The organism is Kitasatospora sp. NPDC059827 (assembly GCF_042731675.1).
In the GTDB taxonomy this organism is placed as follows: domain Bacteria; phylum Actinomycetota; class Actinomycetes; order Streptomycetales; family Streptomycetaceae; genus Kitasatospora.
Genome location: NZ_JBHWIV010000089.1, coordinates 16120 through 34643 on the forward strand (window position 1 = coordinate 16120; position 18524 = coordinate 34643).

General features: G+C 72.4%; 11 protein-coding genes. 6 read left to right on the top strand and 5 right to left on the bottom strand.

Annotated elements, in window-relative coordinates; translation table 11 throughout:
• Window positions 1-30 precede the first annotated feature (30 nt).
• The 3 genes from ACFV8H_RS34790 to ACFV8H_RS34800 all read left to right on the top strand — a co-directional run bounded on the left by ACFV8H_RS34790 (window position 31) and on the right by ACFV8H_RS34800 (window position 3094).
• A complete protein-coding gene (locus ACFV8H_RS34790) occupies window positions 31-453 on the top strand; it encodes a hypothetical protein (protein ID WP_380407882.1) in 423 nt (140 codons plus the stop codon).
• Window positions 454-661: 208 nt separating this feature from the next.
• Window positions 662-2794 carry a 4-alpha-glucanotransferase gene (gene malQ, locus ACFV8H_RS34795; RefSeq protein ID WP_380407884.1) on the top strand — a complete coding sequence of 711 codons (2133 nt, stop codon included), beginning with the start codon at window positions 662-664 and terminating at the stop codon, window positions 2792-2794.
• 75 nt (window positions 2795-2869) lie between these two features.
• Complete coding sequence (locus ACFV8H_RS34800; protein ID WP_380407886.1) at window positions 2870-3094, top strand: hypothetical protein; 225 nt, start codon at window positions 2870-2872, stop codon at window positions 3092-3094.
• Between the two features lie 146 nt (window positions 3095-3240).
• Here ACFV8H_RS34800 and pepN read toward each other — a convergent pair whose 3' ends face one another.
• Both pepN and ACFV8H_RS34810 read right to left on the bottom strand, forming a co-directional pair.
• Window positions 3241-5820 (bottom strand): aminopeptidase N, encoded by a 2580-nt coding sequence (pepN, locus tag ACFV8H_RS34805; protein WP_380407888.1) that lies wholly within the window; start codon window positions 5818-5820, stop codon window positions 3241-3243.
• Between the two features lie 220 nt (window positions 5821-6040).
• Window positions 6041-7567, bottom strand: coding sequence for a PQQ-binding-like beta-propeller repeat protein (locus ACFV8H_RS34810; protein WP_380407890.1), 1527 nt, complete (start codon window positions 7565-7567; stop codon window positions 6041-6043).
• Window positions 7568-8180: 613 nt separating this feature from the next.
• Between ACFV8H_RS34810 and ACFV8H_RS34815 the strand changes: the two genes are divergently transcribed.
• The 3 genes from ACFV8H_RS34815 to ACFV8H_RS34825 all read left to right on the top strand — a co-directional run bounded on the left by ACFV8H_RS34815 (window position 8181) and on the right by ACFV8H_RS34825 (window position 13238).
• Complete coding sequence (locus ACFV8H_RS34815; protein ID WP_375888275.1) at window positions 8181-9359, top strand: ROK family protein; 1179 nt, start codon at window positions 8181-8183, stop codon at window positions 9357-9359.
• 290 nt (window positions 9360-9649) lie between these two features.
• Entirely contained in the window at window positions 9650-11554 is a 1905-nt protein-coding gene (gene dxs / locus ACFV8H_RS34820) for a 1-deoxy-D-xylulose-5-phosphate synthase (RefSeq protein ID WP_380407892.1), read from the top strand.
• Between the two features lie 157 nt (window positions 11555-11711).
• Complete coding sequence (locus ACFV8H_RS34825; RefSeq protein WP_375888279.1) at window positions 11712-13238, top strand: ArnT family glycosyltransferase; 1527 nt, start codon at window positions 11712-11714, stop codon at window positions 13236-13238.
• A 113-nt stretch (window positions 13239-13351) separates the two neighbouring features.
• Here ACFV8H_RS34825 and ACFV8H_RS34830 read toward each other — a convergent pair whose 3' ends face one another.
• From ACFV8H_RS34830 to ACFV8H_RS34840, 3 genes are all read right to left on the bottom strand, one after another.
• Window positions 13352-15499, bottom strand: coding sequence for a 3-hydroxyacyl-CoA dehydrogenase NAD-binding domain-containing protein (locus ACFV8H_RS34830; protein ID WP_380407894.1), 2148 nt, complete (start codon window positions 15497-15499; stop codon window positions 13352-13354).
• 2 nt (window positions 15500-15501) lie between these two features.
• Window positions 15502-16719 (bottom strand): thiolase family protein, encoded by a 1218-nt coding sequence (locus ACFV8H_RS34835; RefSeq protein ID WP_375888284.1) that lies wholly within the window; start codon window positions 16717-16719, stop codon window positions 15502-15504.
• Between the two features lie 283 nt (window positions 16720-17002).
• Complete coding sequence (locus ACFV8H_RS34840) at window positions 17003-18256, bottom strand: HRDC domain-containing protein (protein ID WP_380407896.1); 1254 nt, start codon at window positions 18254-18256, stop codon at window positions 17003-17005.
• Between the last annotated feature and the right edge of the window lie 268 nt (window positions 18257-18524).

Here is an 18524-nt window from a genome sequence, read left to right on the forward strand (position 1 = left end):
CGCTTTGGTTGATGGGGAAGAGGGTGGAATATGAACTGGCCTGAGGGGTGGGAGTGGCTGGACGAGCCGCGGGAGAGGTGGGATGTTCCGGATTCCCTGCGGGGGCCGGCGCCCTCGGCCCCGTTGAATCTGGCTGTTGCAATGCTGTCTTGTGAGTTCCTGGGGCATGAGCTGTGCGTGTTGGTGGGGAGATTCGTCACCGAGAACGCGCAGCTCTATCTCCGCCCGCCGGGAAAGGGGTTGACGTTCCGCGAGCAGTCGCTGATCTCCAATGTCCTGACCAGGCATACGCGTCGTACGTTCGAGGCGTGGGAGAGGTTCAGGCTGAGCGAGGAACGGGAGGGGCCCGCGCATGAAGTCCGCCGACTTCTGCAGGAGAATCGGGAGCTTCTTGCGTCCGAGCTGAACGAGGCGATCCTGGCCTTTTCGAGGCTGCCGGGAAGTGTCCTTTGAGGGTGCGGTCAGGTCTCCTGTGGCTCCACAGTCGCTCGTGTGCGTAGAGAGAGGCCTGACGCCTTGGCGGTCCGGTTGATGTCGCCGGTCGGGTTGAGGCGGGACTGCTTCTCCGCTCGCCACGTGTCGCGCAGCGTGATCGAGGCGTCACCCGGGTAGGACTTGGCTGTCCTACCCGGGTGACGCCGAGACATCGCAGGAGCCGCGAGTGGCCGCTTACCACGACAGTGACGGAGCCGAAGGACGGAAGGTCCCGGCGCAGGACGCGCCGCCGCCGCCCGCCGAACTGGTCGCGCTGGCACGGGCGTACGGGGTGGACACCCGGTACCCGGGGGCTGGGGGGCAGACGGTGGGGGCGCGGACGCTGGTGGCGGTGCTGGGGGCGCTGGGGGTGGCGGCCGGGTCGCCGGAGGAGGTGCGGGAGGCGCTGGAGCGCCACCGGGCCGAGCAGCGGGAGCGGTTGCTGCCGCCGTGCATCGTGGTCCGGCAGGGCCGCCGCACCGCGCTGGACGTACCGGCGGACGTCCGGCTGTACGTGGAGCTGGAGGGCGGCGGCAGTTGGGAGTTGCCGCGCGGCCACTCGCACTGGCTGCCCGCGGACCTCCCGCTCGGTCGGCACACCCTCACCGCGGCGAGCAGCGAGAAGCAGCAGCAGGCCCCGCTCGTCGTCGCCCCGCAGCAGCTGCCCCGACTCCCCGGCCGCAGTTGGGGGTTCCTCGCCCAGCTGTACTCCGTACTGTCCGACCGCTCCTGGGGCATGGGCGACCTGGGGGACCTCGCCGAACTCGCCGGGTGGGCGGGCGCCGCCCTCGGCGCGGGCTTCGTGCAGATCAACCCGCTGCACCAGGCCCTGCCCGCGACCCCCGGCACCCCCTCCGACCCCTCCCCGTACCGCCCCTCCTCCCGCCGCTTCGCCGACCCGGTGCACCTGCGGGTCGAGGCCGTCCCCGAGTACGGCCACCTGACGCCGGCCCAGCGGACGGCGACCGACGACCTCGCCCGCCGCGCGGCCCGGCTGCGCGAGGAGGTCCTCACCCACGACGGCCTGGTCGACCGGGACGCCGTCTGGGCCCTCAAGCGCGAGGCGCTGGAACTCCTCCACGAAGTCCCGCGCGGTCCCGGCCGTCAGGCCGGTTACGAGGCGTACCAGCGCCGCGAGGGGGAGTGGCTGCGCCGCCACGCCCTCTGGAACGCGATCGCCGAGGTGCACGGCGCCGACTGGCACCACTGGCCGAAGGGCCTGCGTCACCCGAACGGCCCACAGATCGAGCAGGCGGCCAAGGAACTCCAGGACGCGGTCGAGTTCCACCGCTGGCTCGCCTGGCAGGTCGACCAGCAGCTCGCCGCCGCCCAGCGCGCCGCCCGGGACGCGGGCATGCCGGTCGGCCTGGTCCACGACCTCGCCGTCGGCGTCCACCCGGACGGCGCCGACGCCTGGGCGCTCCAGGACGTGCTGGCCGGCGGCATCTCGACCGGCGCCCCGCCGGACGCCTTCAACGCCCACGGCCAGGACTGGGGCCTGCCGCCCTGGCGCCCGGACGCCCTGGCGAAGGCCGGCTACGCCCCGTACGCGGAACTCCTGCGCGCCGCCACGCGGCACGCCGGAGCGCTCCGCATCGACCACGTGATGGGCCTGTTCCGCCTCTGGTGGGTGCCCGAGGGCCATCCCCCCACCGAGGGCGCCTACGTCCGCTACGACGCCGAGGCGATGCTCGGCGTGCTGGCCCTGGAGGCGCACCGGGCCGGTACCGCCGTGATCGGCGAGGACCTGGGCACGGTCGAGCCGGGGGTGCGGGAGGAGCTGGCGGACCGGGGCATCCTCGGCACCTCCGTCCTCTGGTTCGAACGGGACTGGCAGTCCGACGGCGGCATCCTGCCCCCCGACCGCTGGCGCCCCGGCTGCCTGGCCACCCTCACCACCCACGACCTGCCGAGCACCGCCGCCCGCCTCTCCGGCGAGCACGTCGAGCTGCGCCACCGCCTGGGCCTGCTGGCCCGCCCGCTCGCGGAGGAGCAGCAGGAGGCCGCCGACGAACTGGCGGCCTGGCGGGCCGAACTGACCGCCCTCGGCTTGCTCGCGCCCGACGAGCCGCTCTCCGTGCCCGCCCTGTACCGCTTCCTGGACCGGACCCCGGCCGAGCTGGTGGGCGTCTGGCTGCCGGACCTGGTCGGCGATCCGCGCCCGCAGAACCTGCCGGGCACCTGGGACCAGTACCCGAACTGGCGCCTGCCGATCGCCGACGGCACGGGCGCCCCGGTCACCCTGGAGCGCCTCGCCGCCGCCCCCACCGCCCGCCTGCTCGGCCGGCTCCTCACACGCCCTGGCAGTGGGACCCCGTAAGCCGGATCCCGCAAGCGGAACCCCCAGCACCACCCCGACGCGCGCCCTCCCGTAAGCGGCGGGTAAGTTGGAATCGTGGACAAGAGGAACGCTTTGCGAGCCGGCGCGGTCTCCGCAACGGTCACGCTGATGATGCTGCTGTCGTCGCCCGCCATGGCCCTCACCAGGGATGACGGCGACGACCCGGGTGCCGGCCTGGGCGTCGGCCAGACCATCGGCCTGTACGTGCTGATCCCGCTCGCCGCGTTCGTCGTCATCGCGGCCCTCGCGGGTCTGCCGTACGGCAAGAAGAAGAAGTAACCGCGAGAAACCTCGCGAGAAACCCGCGAGAAACCGCCGCGTCCACCGAGGACACGCGACAGGTCCACCAGGACCCGCAGGAACCCCGAAGGGGCGCCGGACGATCCGTCCGGCGCCCCTTCGCGTTCAGCGGCCCAGCAGCAGGCTCAGCGAGCCCCGGCCGCCTTGTCGACCACCTGGGCCTTGAGCGCGCGCTCGATCCCGGCCCGCGACTCGACGACCTGACGGCGCAGCGCCGGCGCCGGCTCGGCCGAGGCCAGCCAGGCGTCCGTGGCGGTGAGCGTCTCCTCCGTCACCTGGAACGCCGGGTACAGCCCGACGATGATCTGCTGCGAGATCTCGTGGCTGCGGGTCTCCCAGATGCTCTTCACCGCGGCGAAGTACTTCTCCGCGTACGGCGCCAGCAGCTCCCGCTGGTCCGACTGCTGGAAGCCCGCGATCACGGCCTCCTGCACGTAGTTGGTGAGCGTGTCCGACTCCACCACCGAGGCCCAGGCCGCGGCCTTGGCCTCTGCGGTCGGGCGGGCGGAGCGGCAGCTGGCCGCGTGCTCCTGGCCGGCCGCGGTGTTGTCCCGCTCCAGCTCCGCGACGATCGCGGCCTCGTCGGCCCGGCCGGTGGCGGAGAGCCGGGCGAGCAGCGCCCAGCGCAGCTCGGTGTCCACGGCGAGGCCCTTGAGCTCGACCGAGCCGTCCAGCAGGCCGGCCAGCAGGTCGAGCTGGGCGTCCGTGCGGGCGACCGAGGCGAAGGTGCGGGCCCAGGCCAGCTGGTGGTCGCTGCCGGCCTCGGCGGTGCGCAGGTGCTCCTCGGCGGCGGCGGCCCAGCGGAGCAGGCCCTGCTCGCGCCAGTCCGGGTCGGTGTAGGCGTCCAGGGCCAGCTTGACCTGGCGCTGCACGGACTGCACGACGCCGATGTCGCTCTCCCGGCCGATACCGGAGAGCGCCAGCGACAGGTAGTCACGGGCGGCCAGTTCGCCGTCGCGGGTCATGTCCCAGGCGGAGGCCCAGCACAGCGCGCGCGGCAGCGACTCGGTGAAGCCGCCGAGGTGCTCGGTGACGACCGCCATCGAGTCCTCGTCCAGCCGGATCTTGGCGTACGACAGGTCGTCGTCGTTCAGCAGCACGACGGCCGGGCGGTGGCGGCCGACGAGCTCCGGCACCTCGGTGCGCGGGCCGTCGACGTCCAGCTCGATCCGGTCCGTCCGCACCAGCGAACCGTCGACCAGCTCGTAGAACCCGATCGCGATGCGGTGCGGCCGCAGCACGGCCTCGCCCTTGGCGCCGGCCGGCAGCGCGGGGGCCTCCTGCAGCACGGCGAAGGACTCGATCTCGCCGTCCGTGTTCAGCACTACCGACGGCCGCAGCACGTTGATGCCGGCGGTCTCCAGCCAGGACTTGGACCAGGCCTTGAGGTCGCGTCCGCTGGCCTCCTCCAGGGCGCCGAGCAGGTCGCTGAGCCGGGTGTTGCCCCAGGCGTGGCGCTTGAAGTAGGCGCGCACGCCCTCGAAGAAGGCGTCCTGGCCGACGTACGCCACCAGCTGCTTGAGCACCGAGGCGCCCTTGGCGTAGGTGATGCCGTCGAAGTTGACCTGGACGTCCTCCAGATCGTTGATCTCGGCCATGATCGGGTGGGTGGACGGCAGCTGGTCCTGCCGGTAGGCCCAGGTCTTCATCTGGTTGGCGAAGGTGGTCCAGGAGTGCGGCCACTTGGAGCTCGGGGCCTCGGCCTGGCAGACGGCCTCGGCGAAGGTCGCGAAGGACTCGTTGAGCCAGAGGTCGTTCCACCACTCCATGGTGACGAGGTCGCCGAACCACATGTGGGCGAGCTCGTGCAGGATCGTCGCGGCGCGCGCCTCGTACGCGGCGTCGGTGACCTTGGAGCGGAACACGTACTGGTCGCGCAGGGTGACGGCGCCCGCGTTCTCCATCGCGCCGGCGTTGAACTCTGGGACGAAGAGCTGGTCGTACTTGGGGAACGGGTACGGGAAGTCGAACTTCGCCTGGAAGTAGTCGAAGCCCTGCTTGGTGACCTCGAAGATCGCCTCGGCGTCGAGGAACTCGCGCAGCGAGGGGCGGCAGTACACGGCCAGCGGCACGCGCTGCTCGCCGTTCTCGTAGGTGTCGAAGACCCCGACGTACGGGCCGGCCACGAGCGCGGTGATGTAGCTGGAGATCCGGCCGGTGGGCTCGAACTCCCAGACCTGGGTGGGGCCTTCGCCGACCGGCTCGGGGGTCGGCGAGTTGGACACCACGACCCAGCCGGTGGGGGCCGTCACGGTGAACCTGAACGCGGCCTTGAGGTCGGGCTGTTCGAAGTTCGCGTAGACCCGGCGGGCGTCCGGCACCTCGAACTGGGTGTACAGGTAGGTCTCGCCGTCGACCGGGTCGACGAACCGGTGCAGGCCCTCGCCGGTGTTGCTGTAGGCGCAGTTCGCGACGACCCGCAGCTCGTTCTCCGCCGCCAGGCCGGGCAGCGGGATGCGGCTGTCGGCGAAGCTCGCCGGGTCGAGCGACGTGCCGTTGAGGGTGATCTCCTCGACGCCGGGGGCGACGAGGTCGATGAAGCTGTCGGCGCCGGGGGTCGTGGCGGAGAACCGGACCACGGTCGTGGACCGGAAGGTACCGCCCTCGCGGGCCGAGCCGAGGTCGAGCTCGATGTCGTACGCGTCCACCCGGATGAGGTCGGCCCGGGTACGGGCCTCGTCGCGGGTCAGGTTGGTGCCGGGCACTCGCTGCACTCCTTCGTCAGGCTGATGGACCGAATCCTCGCATGCCCGACGAGCGACCCGGCCGGAAAATCCCGACCGGAGAACCCGACCGGAAACCCGGCCGGAAATCCCGCCCCGAGAACCCGACCGGAGAACCCGACCGGAGAACGGGGACGGGGCGGGCCCGGGCCCACCGGCCCCGACCCGCCCCGCCCTCACTGCCCTCACCGACCGGAGTGCGTCACTTCCGCCACTTGGTCAGCGGACCGTCGGTGTTGGTGTACCGGCGGAACGCGTACACCGCGTTGCCGTCGTCCGAGACGTAGTACACCGAGGTGCTCATGCTGATGTCGAACTTCCCGTTCGCGTTCGCGACGGTGCCGATGTCGGTCATCGAGCCGTCGGTCGGCGAGAGCGTCACCAGCCGGGACGGCTTGTCGTAGCCCTGCGAGACCAGGGCGCGCACCTTGCCGTCCTTGTCGGTGCCGGTGACCAGGCGGATGTCGCTGCCGCTGCCCGAACCGGGGCTGGCCGCCCACAGGCGCTTGCCGGTGTTCAGGTCGTAGGCGTTGATGGCCGGCTTGGTCGGGTTGACCTGGACGTACAGGGTGCTGCCGCTCACCACGTTGCGGGTGAAGGCGGTGTCCTGGCCGGACAGCCGCAGGCTGTCCGAGCCGGCCTCCTTGACGGACATCTGGTTGCCCGGCTTGTTGTCCTTGTCGAACGGCAGGATGTAGTCGCCGTTCGGGCCGTTGGTGATCAGCAGGACCAGCGGCTTGTCCTGGACGACCGAGTCGACCTGCTCGATCGTGCCGGTCAGGGTGACCGGGGTGCTCACGGGCTTGCCGGAGTCGGAGTTCACGATGACCAGCTGCGACTTCGGGCCGCTGGTCATGTAGCAGCGGTCGCTGATGGCGATCTGGCTGCCGGCCGCGCGGGCCCGCATGGTGCAGTCCTTGTCGCGGGGCTGGTACTGCCAGGCCGGCTGGCCGTTGGAGATGTTCAGCCCGGCCACCGCGTTGCCGCCGACGGCGACCACGTTGTCGGTGACGCTCAGGGTCGGCTGGGACAGCCGGTCGGCGGTGGCCTTGACGGTCCACAGCAGCTTGCCCGAGGTGAGGTCCACGGCGCCGATGGTGGAGCAGTCGTAGTCACCGGTGTTGAAGGCGACGGCGGCGACGTTCTTGGAGTTGGCGGTGTACGAGGCGCTGCACACCTCCTTGCTGCCGGACGGCACCGGGATGTTCCAGGCCTGCTTGCCGTCGACCAGGTTGTAGGCCTTGACGCCGTCGCTGTCGACGCGGACGGCGTACTTGTCGGTGCCCCAGATGCCCAGCAGCTGGTTGGTGGCATCGGTGTTGGAGGGCGTCGGGGCGTTCCAGGCGACGTTGAACGTGGCCTTGGTGCCGTCCGGCGCGGGCGCCGGAGCGACGGTGTTCCCGCCGTTGTCGCCGCCGACGGTGCTGGTGCCGCCCGAGTTCGCCACCGGGCCGGGGTTCGGGTCCGGCTTGGGGCTGGGCTTGAGCAGCACGACCAGCCCGATCACGATGGCGATCGCCAGCACACCGCCGATGATCCCGCCCCAGAGCATCACGGGGTTGCGCTGCTTCGGGGCCGCCGGCACCGGCGCACCGGGGTAGTAGCCCGGCTGCTGCTGGTAGTTGTACCCGCCGCCGTAGCCCTGCCCCGCGTCCGCCCCGGGGTAGCCCCCACCGGGCGCCGGGTCGTACGGGCCGATCGGCGCACCCGCCGGAGGCTGGGCCGGCATCCCGGCTGCCGTCGGCGCGTACGCGGCGTAGTCGGCCCCACCCGCGGGGGGCTGGACCGGGGGCGCCGGGGGTGCCGGGGGCATCGGGGGCTGGGCCGGCGGCCCGCCCTGCCCCGGAACCGCCGAGCCGTCGAGCTGGGTCATCTGGTCCGCGACGGCGGCAGGATCCACACCGCCCGCCGGCCGCCCGAACGAAACGCCCCGATTGCCCTGCGGGCCGCTGCCGGATGCATCGCCTGCACCCGGCGTAGGGTGATCCCCTGCCATCTGATTCCCCGTCATGTCTGGATGCGTCCCCCTGCCGGTACCGACCGCGGCCCGGTGGGACGGGTGAGATTGGGCACCATGCTAGTGGCGGCCGGTTTTCGCCCGCTCCCAGGACCGCCCGATCCGGGCCCCGCCTCCCCCCACCGCGCAACACCTTCACCCCCCGGCCACCCCGCCCCCACGCCCCCGCCCGCCGCGAGCCCCGCACCCCGGCCCACCGCTAGCCCCGCACCCCCGCCCGCCGCGGGCCCGCGCAGCGGCCCCCACCCGCCGGCCCCCGACCCGTACCCTTCAGGAGTTGAAGGGGACACCCGGCGGAGGGTTCCCCACCCTGGGAGGGTGGATCATGTCGACGGACACACCGGGCTCACAGTCGTCCCTGCACCGGGCGAACCTGGAACGGGTGCTCCGCGCGGTACGGATGGCCGGTTCGCTCACCCAGGCCGAGATCGCCCGCGGCACCGGCCTCTCCGCGGCCACCGTCTCCAACATCGTGCGGGAACTGAAGGAGAGCGGCACCGTCGTGGTCGCCGACACCTCCTCCGGCGGCCGCCGCGCCCGCAGCGTCTCGCTGAGCGGTGACGCGGGCATCGTGGTCGGCATCGACTTCGGCCACACCCACCTGCGGGTGGCCGTCGGCAACCTCGCCCACCGGGTGCTGGCCGAGGAGAGCGCCCCGATCGACGTGGACGTCTCGGCCGCGCAGGGCTTCGACCGCGCCGAGGCGATGGTGGCGCGCCTCCTCGCGCAGGCCGGCTTCCGTCCCGAGAAGGTGATCGGGGTGGGCCTCGGTGTGCCGGGGCCGATCGACGTGGAGACCGGTGCGCTGGGCTCGACCGCGATCCTGCCGGGCTGGACGGGCATCGCCCCGGGCCGGGAGCTGGCGGAGCGGCTCGGCATGCCGGTGCACGTGGACAACGACGCCAACCTGGGCGCGCTGGGCGAGCTGGTCTGGGGGGCCGGCCGCGGCCTGAGCGACCTCGCCTACATCAAGATCGCCAGCGGGGTCGGCGCCGGCCTGGTGGTCAACGGCCAGATCTACCGGGGGCCGGGCGGCACCGCGGGTGAGATCGGGCACATCACCCTGGACGAGGCGGGCCCGGTCTGCCGCTGCGGCAACCGGGGCTGCCTGGAGACCTTCGTCGGCTCCCGCTACCTGCTGTCGCTGCTCACCTCGACCCTCGGCCCGGACCTCACCCTGCCCCGGGTGGTGGAGCTGGCCCACCAGGGCGACCTGGGCTGCCGCCGGGTGATCGCCGACGCCGGGCGCCAGATCGGTACGGGCGTGGCGACCCTGTGCAACCTGCTCAACCCGCGCCGGGTGATCCTGGGCGGGGACCTCGCCGAGGCCGGTGAGCTGGTGCTGGCCCCGATCCGCGACTCGGTGGCCCGCTACGCGATCCCCAGCGCGGCCCGCCAGCTGTCGGTGGTCCCCGGCACCCTGGGCGGCCGGGCCGAGGTGCTGGGGGCGCTGGCCCTGGTGATGAGCGAGATGGGCGAGTCCGGGGCGCTCGGCCGGCACTGACCGTCTCCCGGCCCGTGGCCGGCGCGGCCCGCTCCCGGGCCCGTTCACCCGTCCGGCCGCAACCGCCGGAGAACGTCCGTTCGTCAATGAGGATTGACCCGCACCCCCCGACCGACCTCCGGGAATGGCGGTAACCGGTCGGTGGCACCGGGCGTGCCGCTCGGCGTCCGCGTAGCGGACATTAGACTCGACCGGTCGGTACCGGCCGCGACCACCGGCCTGCCGCCGGACGGGGCGGCGACGCCCGTCGGACCGTCCGTGGTCCGCGAACACTGAACGAGGAGGAACGGGTGGCCCTGCTGACCCGCATTCGGGGACCGCGCGATCTCGACCGGCTCACGCCCGGACAGCTGGCCGCACTGGCCCAGGAGGTCCGGACCTTCCTGGTGACCGAGGTCTCCAAGACGGGCGGCCACCTCGGACCCAACCTCGGGGTGGTGGAGCTGACCATCGCGCTGCACCGGGTCTTCGACTCCCCGCGCGACCGCATCCTCTTCGACACCGGCCACCAGAGCTACGTCCACAAGCTGCTCACCGGCCGCCAGGACTTCTCCCGGTTGAAGATGAGCGGCGGCCTGTCCGGCTACCCCTCGCGCGCCGAGTCCGAGCACGACGTGATCGAGAACTCGCACGCCTCCACGGTCCTCTCGTACGCGGACGGCCTGGCCAAGGCCAACAAGATCCAGGGCAAGGCGGACCCGGTCGTCGCCGTGATCGGTGACGGCGCGCTCACCGGCGGCATGGCCTGGGAGGCGCTGAACAACATCGCCGACGCCAAGGACCTGCCGGTCGTCATCGTCGTCAACGACAACGAGCGCTCCTATTCGCCGACCATCGGCGGCCTCGCCAACCACCTCGCCACCCTGCGCACCACCCAGGGCTACGAGCGCTTCCTGTCCTGGGGCAAGGACGCCCTGCAGCGCACCCCGGTGGTCGGCCAGCAGCTGTTCGAGACGCTGCACGGCGCCAAGAAGGGCCTCAAGGACTTCATCGCCCCGCAGGGCATGTTCGAGGACCTCGGCCTCAAGTACATCGGCCCGATCGACGGCCACGACCTGACCGCCCTGGAGTCGGCGCTGACCAAGGCGCGCGGCTTCGGCGGCCCGGTGATCGTGCACTGCCTCACCGAGAAGGGCCGCGGCTACCACGCCGCCGAGAACAACGACGAGGACCGCTTCCACGCCGTCGGCGTGATCCACCCGGACACCGGCCTGCCGGTCAAGAACTCGGGCAAGGACTGGACCTCGGTCTTCGGCGAGGAGATGGTCGCGCTCGGCCGCGAGCGCGAGGACATCGTGGCGATCACCGCCGCGATGCTCCACCCGGTCGGCCTGGCGCCGTTCGCCAAGGAGTTCCCGGACCGCATCTTCGACGTCGGCATCGCCGAGCAGCACGCCGTCACCAGCGCCGCCGGCCTGGCCACCAACGGGCTGCACCCGGTGTTCGCGGTCTACGCGACCTTCCTGAACCGCGCCTTCGACCAGGTCCTGATGGACGTCGCGCTGCACAAGCTGGGCGTCACCTTCGTGCTGGACCGGGCCGGCGTCACCGGCACGGACGGCGCCTCGCACAACGGCATGTGGGACATGTCGATCCTCCAGGTCGTCCCGGGCCTGCGGCTGGCCGCCCCGCGCGACGCCGACCAGGTCCGCGCCCAGCTGCGCGAGGCCGTCCAGGTCGAGGACGCCCCGACGGTGGTGCGCTACTCCAAGGGCTCGGTCGGTCCGGCCGTCGCCGCGGTCGGCCGGGTCGGCGGCATGGACGTGCTGCGCGCCGCCGGGGAGCCCTCCGGCGCCCACCGCGCGGACGTGCTGATCGTCTCGGTCGGCGCGATGGCCCCGACCAGCCTGGAGGTGGCCGACCTGCTGGCCGCCCGGGGCGTCACCGCCACCGTGGTGGACCCGCGCTGGGTCAAGCCGGTGGACGAGGCCCTGCCGGGCCTGGCCGCCGAGCACCGGGTGGTCGTCACGATCGAGGACAACGGCCGGGTGGGCGGCGTCGGCGCGGCCGTCGCGCAGGCACTGCGGGACGCGGACGTGGACGTGCCGGTGCGCGACTTCGGCATCCCGCAGGAGTTCCTGGACCACGCCAGCCGGAACGAGATCCTGGCCGAGATCGGCCTGACCGCCCCCGCCATCGCCGAGAAGGTGGGCGCCCTGGTCGCCAAGCTGGACGCGGCGCCGGTCGAGGCCTGAACCACCCCCGGTGGAACGGGCCGGCCACCCGCCGCCCGTTCCGCCGATGCCCGATTGTCGTCTCTGCGTAACAGTTCGTCGCGGGACGAGCTGACAATCGCACTGAATGGCGGGACCGGCGCTCTCCGCGCCGTTCCCGCCCGGTAGGTTGTCAACCGTGCCCACCCCCACCCGCCCCCGCCTCGACGGACTGGTCGACCGCCTGCCCGCGCGTGCCCGTACCCACATCCGACAGGGGTACTGGACGAGGCTGGTGCCGCTGCTCACCCTGGTCGCGGTGGCCACCCACATCCCGTCCTTCGCCCGGCCCGTCTGGAGCCCGGACGAGGGCTTCCTGGCCACCCAGGCCCGGATGCTCGCGGACGGCGGGGTGCTCTACGACACCGTGGTGGACCGCAAGCCGCCGCTGCTGCCCTGGCTCTACCAGGCCTGCTTCGCCGTCTTCGGTTCCGCCTCGCTGTGGCCGCTGCGCACCCTCGCGGTGGCGGCCCACCTGGTCACCGCGATCCTGCTGGCCTCGATCGCCCGCGGCCGCTGGGGCAACCGGGCCGGGGCCGGCGCCGGACTGCTCTACCTGCTGGTCTCCATCGGGCTCTCCCCGGAGGACACCCAGGCGGCGACCTTCGAGGTCTTCATGCTGCCCGCGATGGTGGCCGCCTTCCGGTACGCCGAGCGCCGCCGCTGGCTGGCCGCGGGCATCGCGGTCGCGCTCTGCTCGCTGACCAAGCAGACCGGCGGCGCGGTGCTGCTGCCGGTGCTCTGGATGCTCCTCCAGGACGCCCGCCGACGCGGGGTGCGCTGGCCGCCCGCCCTGTTCAAGATCGGGTTCGGCTTCGCGGTGCCGATAGCGCTGGTGGCGGTCATCCTCACCAAGCCCAAGGGCTTCCTCTTCTGGGTGGTCACCGGCAGCGGCGACTACGCCTCCTTCGGCGGCGCCTGGCTGCAGATGCTCGGCCGGGCCTTCGGCAACCTCGGCATCCTGGCCGCGGCGGGCCTCGGCTTCCTGTTCCCGGTCGGCCGCCGGCTCTGGTTCAAGTACCGCCACCGCCCGCTGCCGGTGGCCGGCGAGGAGCACGGCTCGACCACCGACCTGTGGGTCTGGCTGCTCTCCTCGGCCGTCGCGGTCAGCGTGGGCTTCCACTTCTTCGGCCACTACTACCTCCAGCTGATGCCCCCGCTGGTGCTGCTGGGCACCGGGGCGGTCGCCACCTCGGCGATCCGCTGGAAGCCCGTCCTGGTGTACACCACGGTCGCCGCCACGGTCTTCTGGGGCCTGGCGCTGGCCTGGCCGGGGGAGCAGATGAGCCGCAACACCGAGGTCGCCACCGCGGTCGCCGCCCAGACCACCCCCAAGGACACCGTGCTGGTCTGGGGCATGCACCCCGAGCTGTACTGGCTGGCCGACCGCAAGCCCGCGAGCCGCTACCTGACCGCCGGCTTCCTCACCAACTACAGCGGAGGCAAGGACGGCAGCGGCAACGTCGGCGAGCAGTTCAGCGTCAACAACGCCTGGCAGACCTTCGACAAGGAGCTCGCCAACGGCCTGCCCGAGGTCTTCGTGGACGACTCCGGCGTCGCCCCGTACCAGCCGGTGCTGGTCCCGCGGATCGAGAACCTGCTGGACACCCACTACGAGATGATCGGCGTCATCGGCGACACCGTCGTCTACCGCCTCAAGCACTGAGGTACCGCCTCAAGTACCACCGAGGTACCGCCTCGAGCACCGAGGCCCGACACCGCGTACGCGAGAGCCCCCGGCGACCAGGTCGCCGGGGGCTCCGCTCGTACCGCTACGCCTTACGCGGGCACCGAGGCCACGCCGGGGGCGAGGAACTTCTTGCCGGTCACCCGCTCCGAGACGCCCTCACGGTCCAGGTACGGGGTGATCCCGCCCAGGTGGAAGGGCCAGCCGGCACCGGTGATCATGCAGAGGTCGATGTCCTGGGCCTCGCCGACGACACCCTCCTCCAGCATCAGGCCGATCTCCTGGGCCACGGCCTCCAGGGAGCGGTTCAGGACCTGCTCCTCGGTGAGCACCGAGTCGCCGAAGCTCAGCAGCTCCAGCACCTCGGGGTCGAGGACCTGCTTGCCGTCCACCCAGGTGTAGAAGCCGCGCTTGCCGGCCTTGACCACCTTGCCGAGGTTCTCGGAGACGGTGAACCGCTCCGGGAAGGCGCCGGCCAGGGTCTCCGAGACGTGCAGGGCGATGGCCGGGCCGACCAGCTCCAGCAGCACGATCGGGGACATCGGCAGGCCGAGCGGCTCGACGGCCTTCTCGACGCTGGCGATCGGGGTGCCCTCGTCGATGATGTTCTGGATCTCGCCCATGAAGCGGGTCAGGATCCGGTTCACCACGAACGCCGGGGCGTCCTTGCACAGCACCGAGGTCTTCTTGAGCTTCTTCGACACGGCGAAGGCGGTGGCCAGCGACGCGTCGTCGGTCTGCTCGCCGCGGACGATCTCCAGCAGCGGGAGGATCGCGACCGGGTTGAAGAAGTGGAAGCCGACGACCCGCTCGGGGTGCTGGAGCTTCGAGGCCATCTCGGTGACCGACAGCGAGGAGGTGTTGGTCGCCAGCACGCAGGTCGGCGAGACCACGGCCTCCAGGTCCGCGAAGACGGTCTGCTTGACGCCCATCTCCTCGAACACGGCCTCGATGACGAAGTCCGCGTCACCGAAGGCCACGGCCTTGTCCAGCGAGCCGCTGACCAGGCCCTTGAGGCGGTTGGCCTTGTCCTGGCCGATCCGGCCCTTGCCGAGCAGCTTGTCGATCTCGGCGTGGACGTAGCCGACGCCCTTGTCGACGCGCTCCTGGTCGATGTCGGTGAGGACCACCGGCACCTCCAGACGGCGGGCGAACAGCAGCGCCAGCTGCGAGGCCATCAGGCCGGCGCCGACGATGCCGACCTTGGAGACCGGGCGGGCCAGCGACTTGTCCGGCGCACCGAACGGGCGCTTGGCCCGGCGCTGCACCAGGTTGAAGGCGTAGATGCCGCTGCGCAGCTCGCCGCTCATGATGAGGTCGGCCAGGGCCGCGTCCTCGGCGTCGAAGCCGGCCTGGAGGCTGCCCTTGTCGGCGAGGTCGGCGTCCTTGACGGCGGCGATGATGTCCAGCGCCTTGTACGCGGCCGGAGCGGCCCCGTGCACCTTGGCGTCCGCGACCATGCGGCCCCAGAGGACGGCGTCGTCCCAGGCCTTGCCGCGGTCGATCGCCTCGCGCTCGACGGCGACGTCGCCCTTGAGGACCTGGGCGGCCCACAGCAGCGACTGCTCCAGGAAGTCGGCCGGCTCGAAGATCGCGTCGGCGATCCCCAGCTCGAACACGTCCTTGCCCTTGAGCTGCTTGTTCTGGTTCATCGAGTTCTCGATGATGACCTTGACGGCCTTACCGGCACCGATCAGGTTCGGCAGGATGGTGCAGCCGCCCCAGCCGGGGACGAGGCCGAGGAAGACCTCGGGCAGCGAGAAGGCCGGAACGCCCGCGGACACCGTGCGGTAGTCGCAGTGCAGGCCGACCTCGACGCCGCCGCCCATGGCCGCGCCGTTGTAGAAGGCGAAGGTCGGGACGGGCAGCGCGGCGATCCGCTTGAAGACCTCGTGGCCGCCCTTGCCGATGGCCAGCGCGTCGGCGTGCTGCTTGAGCAGCTCGACGCCCTTGAGGTCGGCGCCGACGGCGAAGATGAACGGCTTGCCGGTGATCGCGGCGCCGACGATCCTGCCCTCGGCGGCCTCGGCCTCGACCTGGTCCAGCGCCTCGGACAGCTTGAGCAGTGAGCCCGGGCCGAAGGTGGTCGGCTTGGTGTGGTCGAAGCCGTTGTCCAGGGTGATCATGGCCAGCTTGCCGGCCTGCAGCGGCAGGTCCAGGTGGCGCACGTGCGCGGTCGTGACGACCTCGCCCGGGAACAGCTCGGCGCCCTGCTGGAGCAGCTCAGTGGTGTTGCTCATGCTCACTTACCACCCTCGAAGTGGGGGTTCTCCCAGATGATGGTGCCGCCCATGCCGAAGCCGATGCACATCGTGGTGAGGCCGTAGCGGACGTCCGGGCGCTGCTCGAAGCGGCGGGCCAGCTGGTTCATCAGGCGCACGCCCGAGGAGGCCAGCGGGTGGCCGAAGGCGATCGCGCCGCCGAACGGGTTGACCCGCTCGTCGTCGTCCGCGATGCCGTAGTGGTCCAGGAAGGACAGCACCTGGACGGCGAAGGCCTCGTTGACCTCGAAGGCCTGGATGTCGTCGATGGTCAGACCGGCCTTGGCCAGGGCCTTCTCGGTGGCCGGCACCGGGCCGATGCCCATGACCTCGGGCTCGACGCCCGCGAAGGCGTAGGAGACCAGGCGCATCTTGACCGGGAGGCCGAGCTCCTCGGCGACGTCCTCGGCGGCCAGCAGCGAGGCGGTGGCACCGTCGTTCAGACCGGCCGAGTTGCCCGCGGTGATGTTGCCGTGCGGGCGGAACGGGGTCTTGAGGCCGGCCAGCGACTCCATCGTGGTGCCCGGGCGCATCGGCTCGTCCACGGTGGCCAGGCCCCAGCCGGTCTCGCCGACCTCGGGGTTGGTGTTGCGGATCGTGATCGGCACCAGGTCGGGCTGGATGTCGCCGTTGGCGTACGCCTTGGCCGCCTTCTCCTGGGAGCGCACGGCGTAGGCGTCGCAGCGCTCCTTGGTGATGTGCGGGAAGCGGTCGTGCAGGTTCTCCGCGGTCATGCCCATGAACAGGGCGGACTCGTCGACCAGCTTCTCCGAGACGAAGCGCGGGTTCGGGTCCACGCCCTCGCCCATCGGGTGGCGGCCCATGTGCTCCACGCCACCGGCCACGACCACGTCGTACGCGCCGAAGGCGATGCCGCCCGCGGTGGCGGTCACGGCGGTCAGGGCGCCGGCGCACATGCGGTCGATCGAGTAGCCGGGCACGGACTTCGGCAGGCCGGACAGCAGGGCGGCGGTGCGCCCGATGGTCAGACCCTGGTCGCCGATCTGCGTGGTGGCCGCGATGGCGACCTCGTCGATGCGCTCGACGGGCAGGCTCGGGTTACGGCGCACGAGTTCCCGGATGCACTTGACGACGAGGTCGTCGGCGCGGGTCTCGTGGTAGATGCCCTTCGGGCCGGCCTTGCCGAACGGGGTGCGGACGCCATCGACGAAGACGACGTCCCTCGCGGTACGAGGCACGGGGGCTCTCCTCCCAGGGACCAACATTTCGGGTGTGCAGGCTGCCGCCGGAAGATCCCGAGCGGCGCCGCGTCAGAAGCCATGCTACCGGTCGGTAACCAACCTGCCCAGGCCCCTCGGAGGGTTCTGACCATGTGTCCCGCGACACGTCCGGCACCACCGAGACCAGGAAGGCTCCCCGGGAACGCCGTGAGGGGGCGCCGTCCGTGCGGACGGCGCCCCCTCACGGGAGTCGGTCGGCGGGGCCGGGGCCGCGCGGGCGGGCCCGTGCGCTCCGGCCGGATCAGGCCTCGGCGGTGCCGGCGGTGGCGGCGGTGGCGAAGGCGGCGGCCACCACCGGCGCCACCAGGTCGACCTGCCACTGCCGGGCGCCGAGCCGGCGCAGCACGGCGGCCACGCCGTCGCCGCTCAGGTCGGCCGGCGGCTCCCAGGAGACCCGGCGCACCAGGTCCGGGGTGATCAGGTTCTCGGCGGGCAGGTGGTGGCGCTCGGCCAGCTCGCTGACCGCGGCGCGGGCACCGGAGAGCCGGGCGGCCGCGACCGGGTCCTTCTCCGCCCAGGCCCGCGGCGGCGGCGGCCCGTCGTGCGGGGCGGCGGCCGGCGGCAGCTGGTTCTCCGGGACCTCCCGGCCGCGCTGCACGGCCGCCAGCCACTGGTCCAGCTGGCGCCGGTGCAGCCGCGGGCCGAAGCCCTGGACGGCCTGCAGCGCGGCGATGTTCAGCGGCATGGCCAGCGCGGCGTTGACGATCGCGGCGTCCGAGAGCACCCGGCCCGGGGAGACGTCGCGCTCCTGGGCCAGCCGGTCGCGGGTCAGCCACAGCTCGCGCACCACGGCCAGCTGGCGGCGCCGGCGGACCTTGTGCAGCTGCGAGGTGCGCCGCCACGGGTCGGTGCGCGGGGCGGGGCGGGGCGCGGCCGCGATCGCGGCGAACTCCTCCAGGGCCCAGTCGAGCTTGCCCTGGGCGTCCAGCTCCTGTTCGAGTGCGTCACGCAGCTCGACCAGCACCTCGACGTCCAGAGCGGCGTAGCGCAGCCACGGCTCGGGCAGCGGGCGGGTGGACCAGTCGACGGCCGAGTGCTCCTTGGCCAGGCTCAGCCCGAGCACGTTCTCGGTCATCGGCCCCAGGCCGACCCGGGCGAAGCCGGCGATCCGCCCGGCCAGCTCGGTGTCGAACAGGCGGGCCGGTCTCATGCCCACCTCGGCGAGGCAGGGGAGGTCCTGGGTGGCGGCGTGCACCACCCACTCGGCGTCCGCGATGGCGGCGCCCAGTCCGCTCAGGTCGGGGCAGGCGATCGGGTCGATCAGCGCGGAGCCGGCGCCCGCGCGGCGCAGCTGGATGAGGTACGCCCGTTGCCCGTAGCGGTAGCCGGAGGCGCGCTCGGCGTCGACGGCGACAGGTCCGGTGCCCGCGGCGAAGGCGGCGACGACGGCGGCCAGCGCCTGCTCGTCCGCCACGACGGGCGGGATCCCCTCCTTCGGTTCGAGGAGTGGGACCGGGGCTGCTTCTTCTGGGATGGCTGCTACGGCGTCGGTCACCTACCAAGGGTACGACGGTCACCGGAACTGGGAGTGTTGTCGGACTGGTCAGACTGCTGATCGCCCGCCCGCCCGGCCACCCGACCGGCTGCCCGGGCGCCCGGCTGACGGACCGCCGGGCCCGGACCCCCGGGTGCTGCCGGACGAGCGTGCGGCGGCCCCCGGGGGACCGGCCACGCGGGGCCGCGCACGGTGGGGGAGGGGGTTTGGGCCCCCGCCGCGGAAGGGGGGAGGGACGGGGGGGGCGGGGCCGCCGCCCACCCCGGCG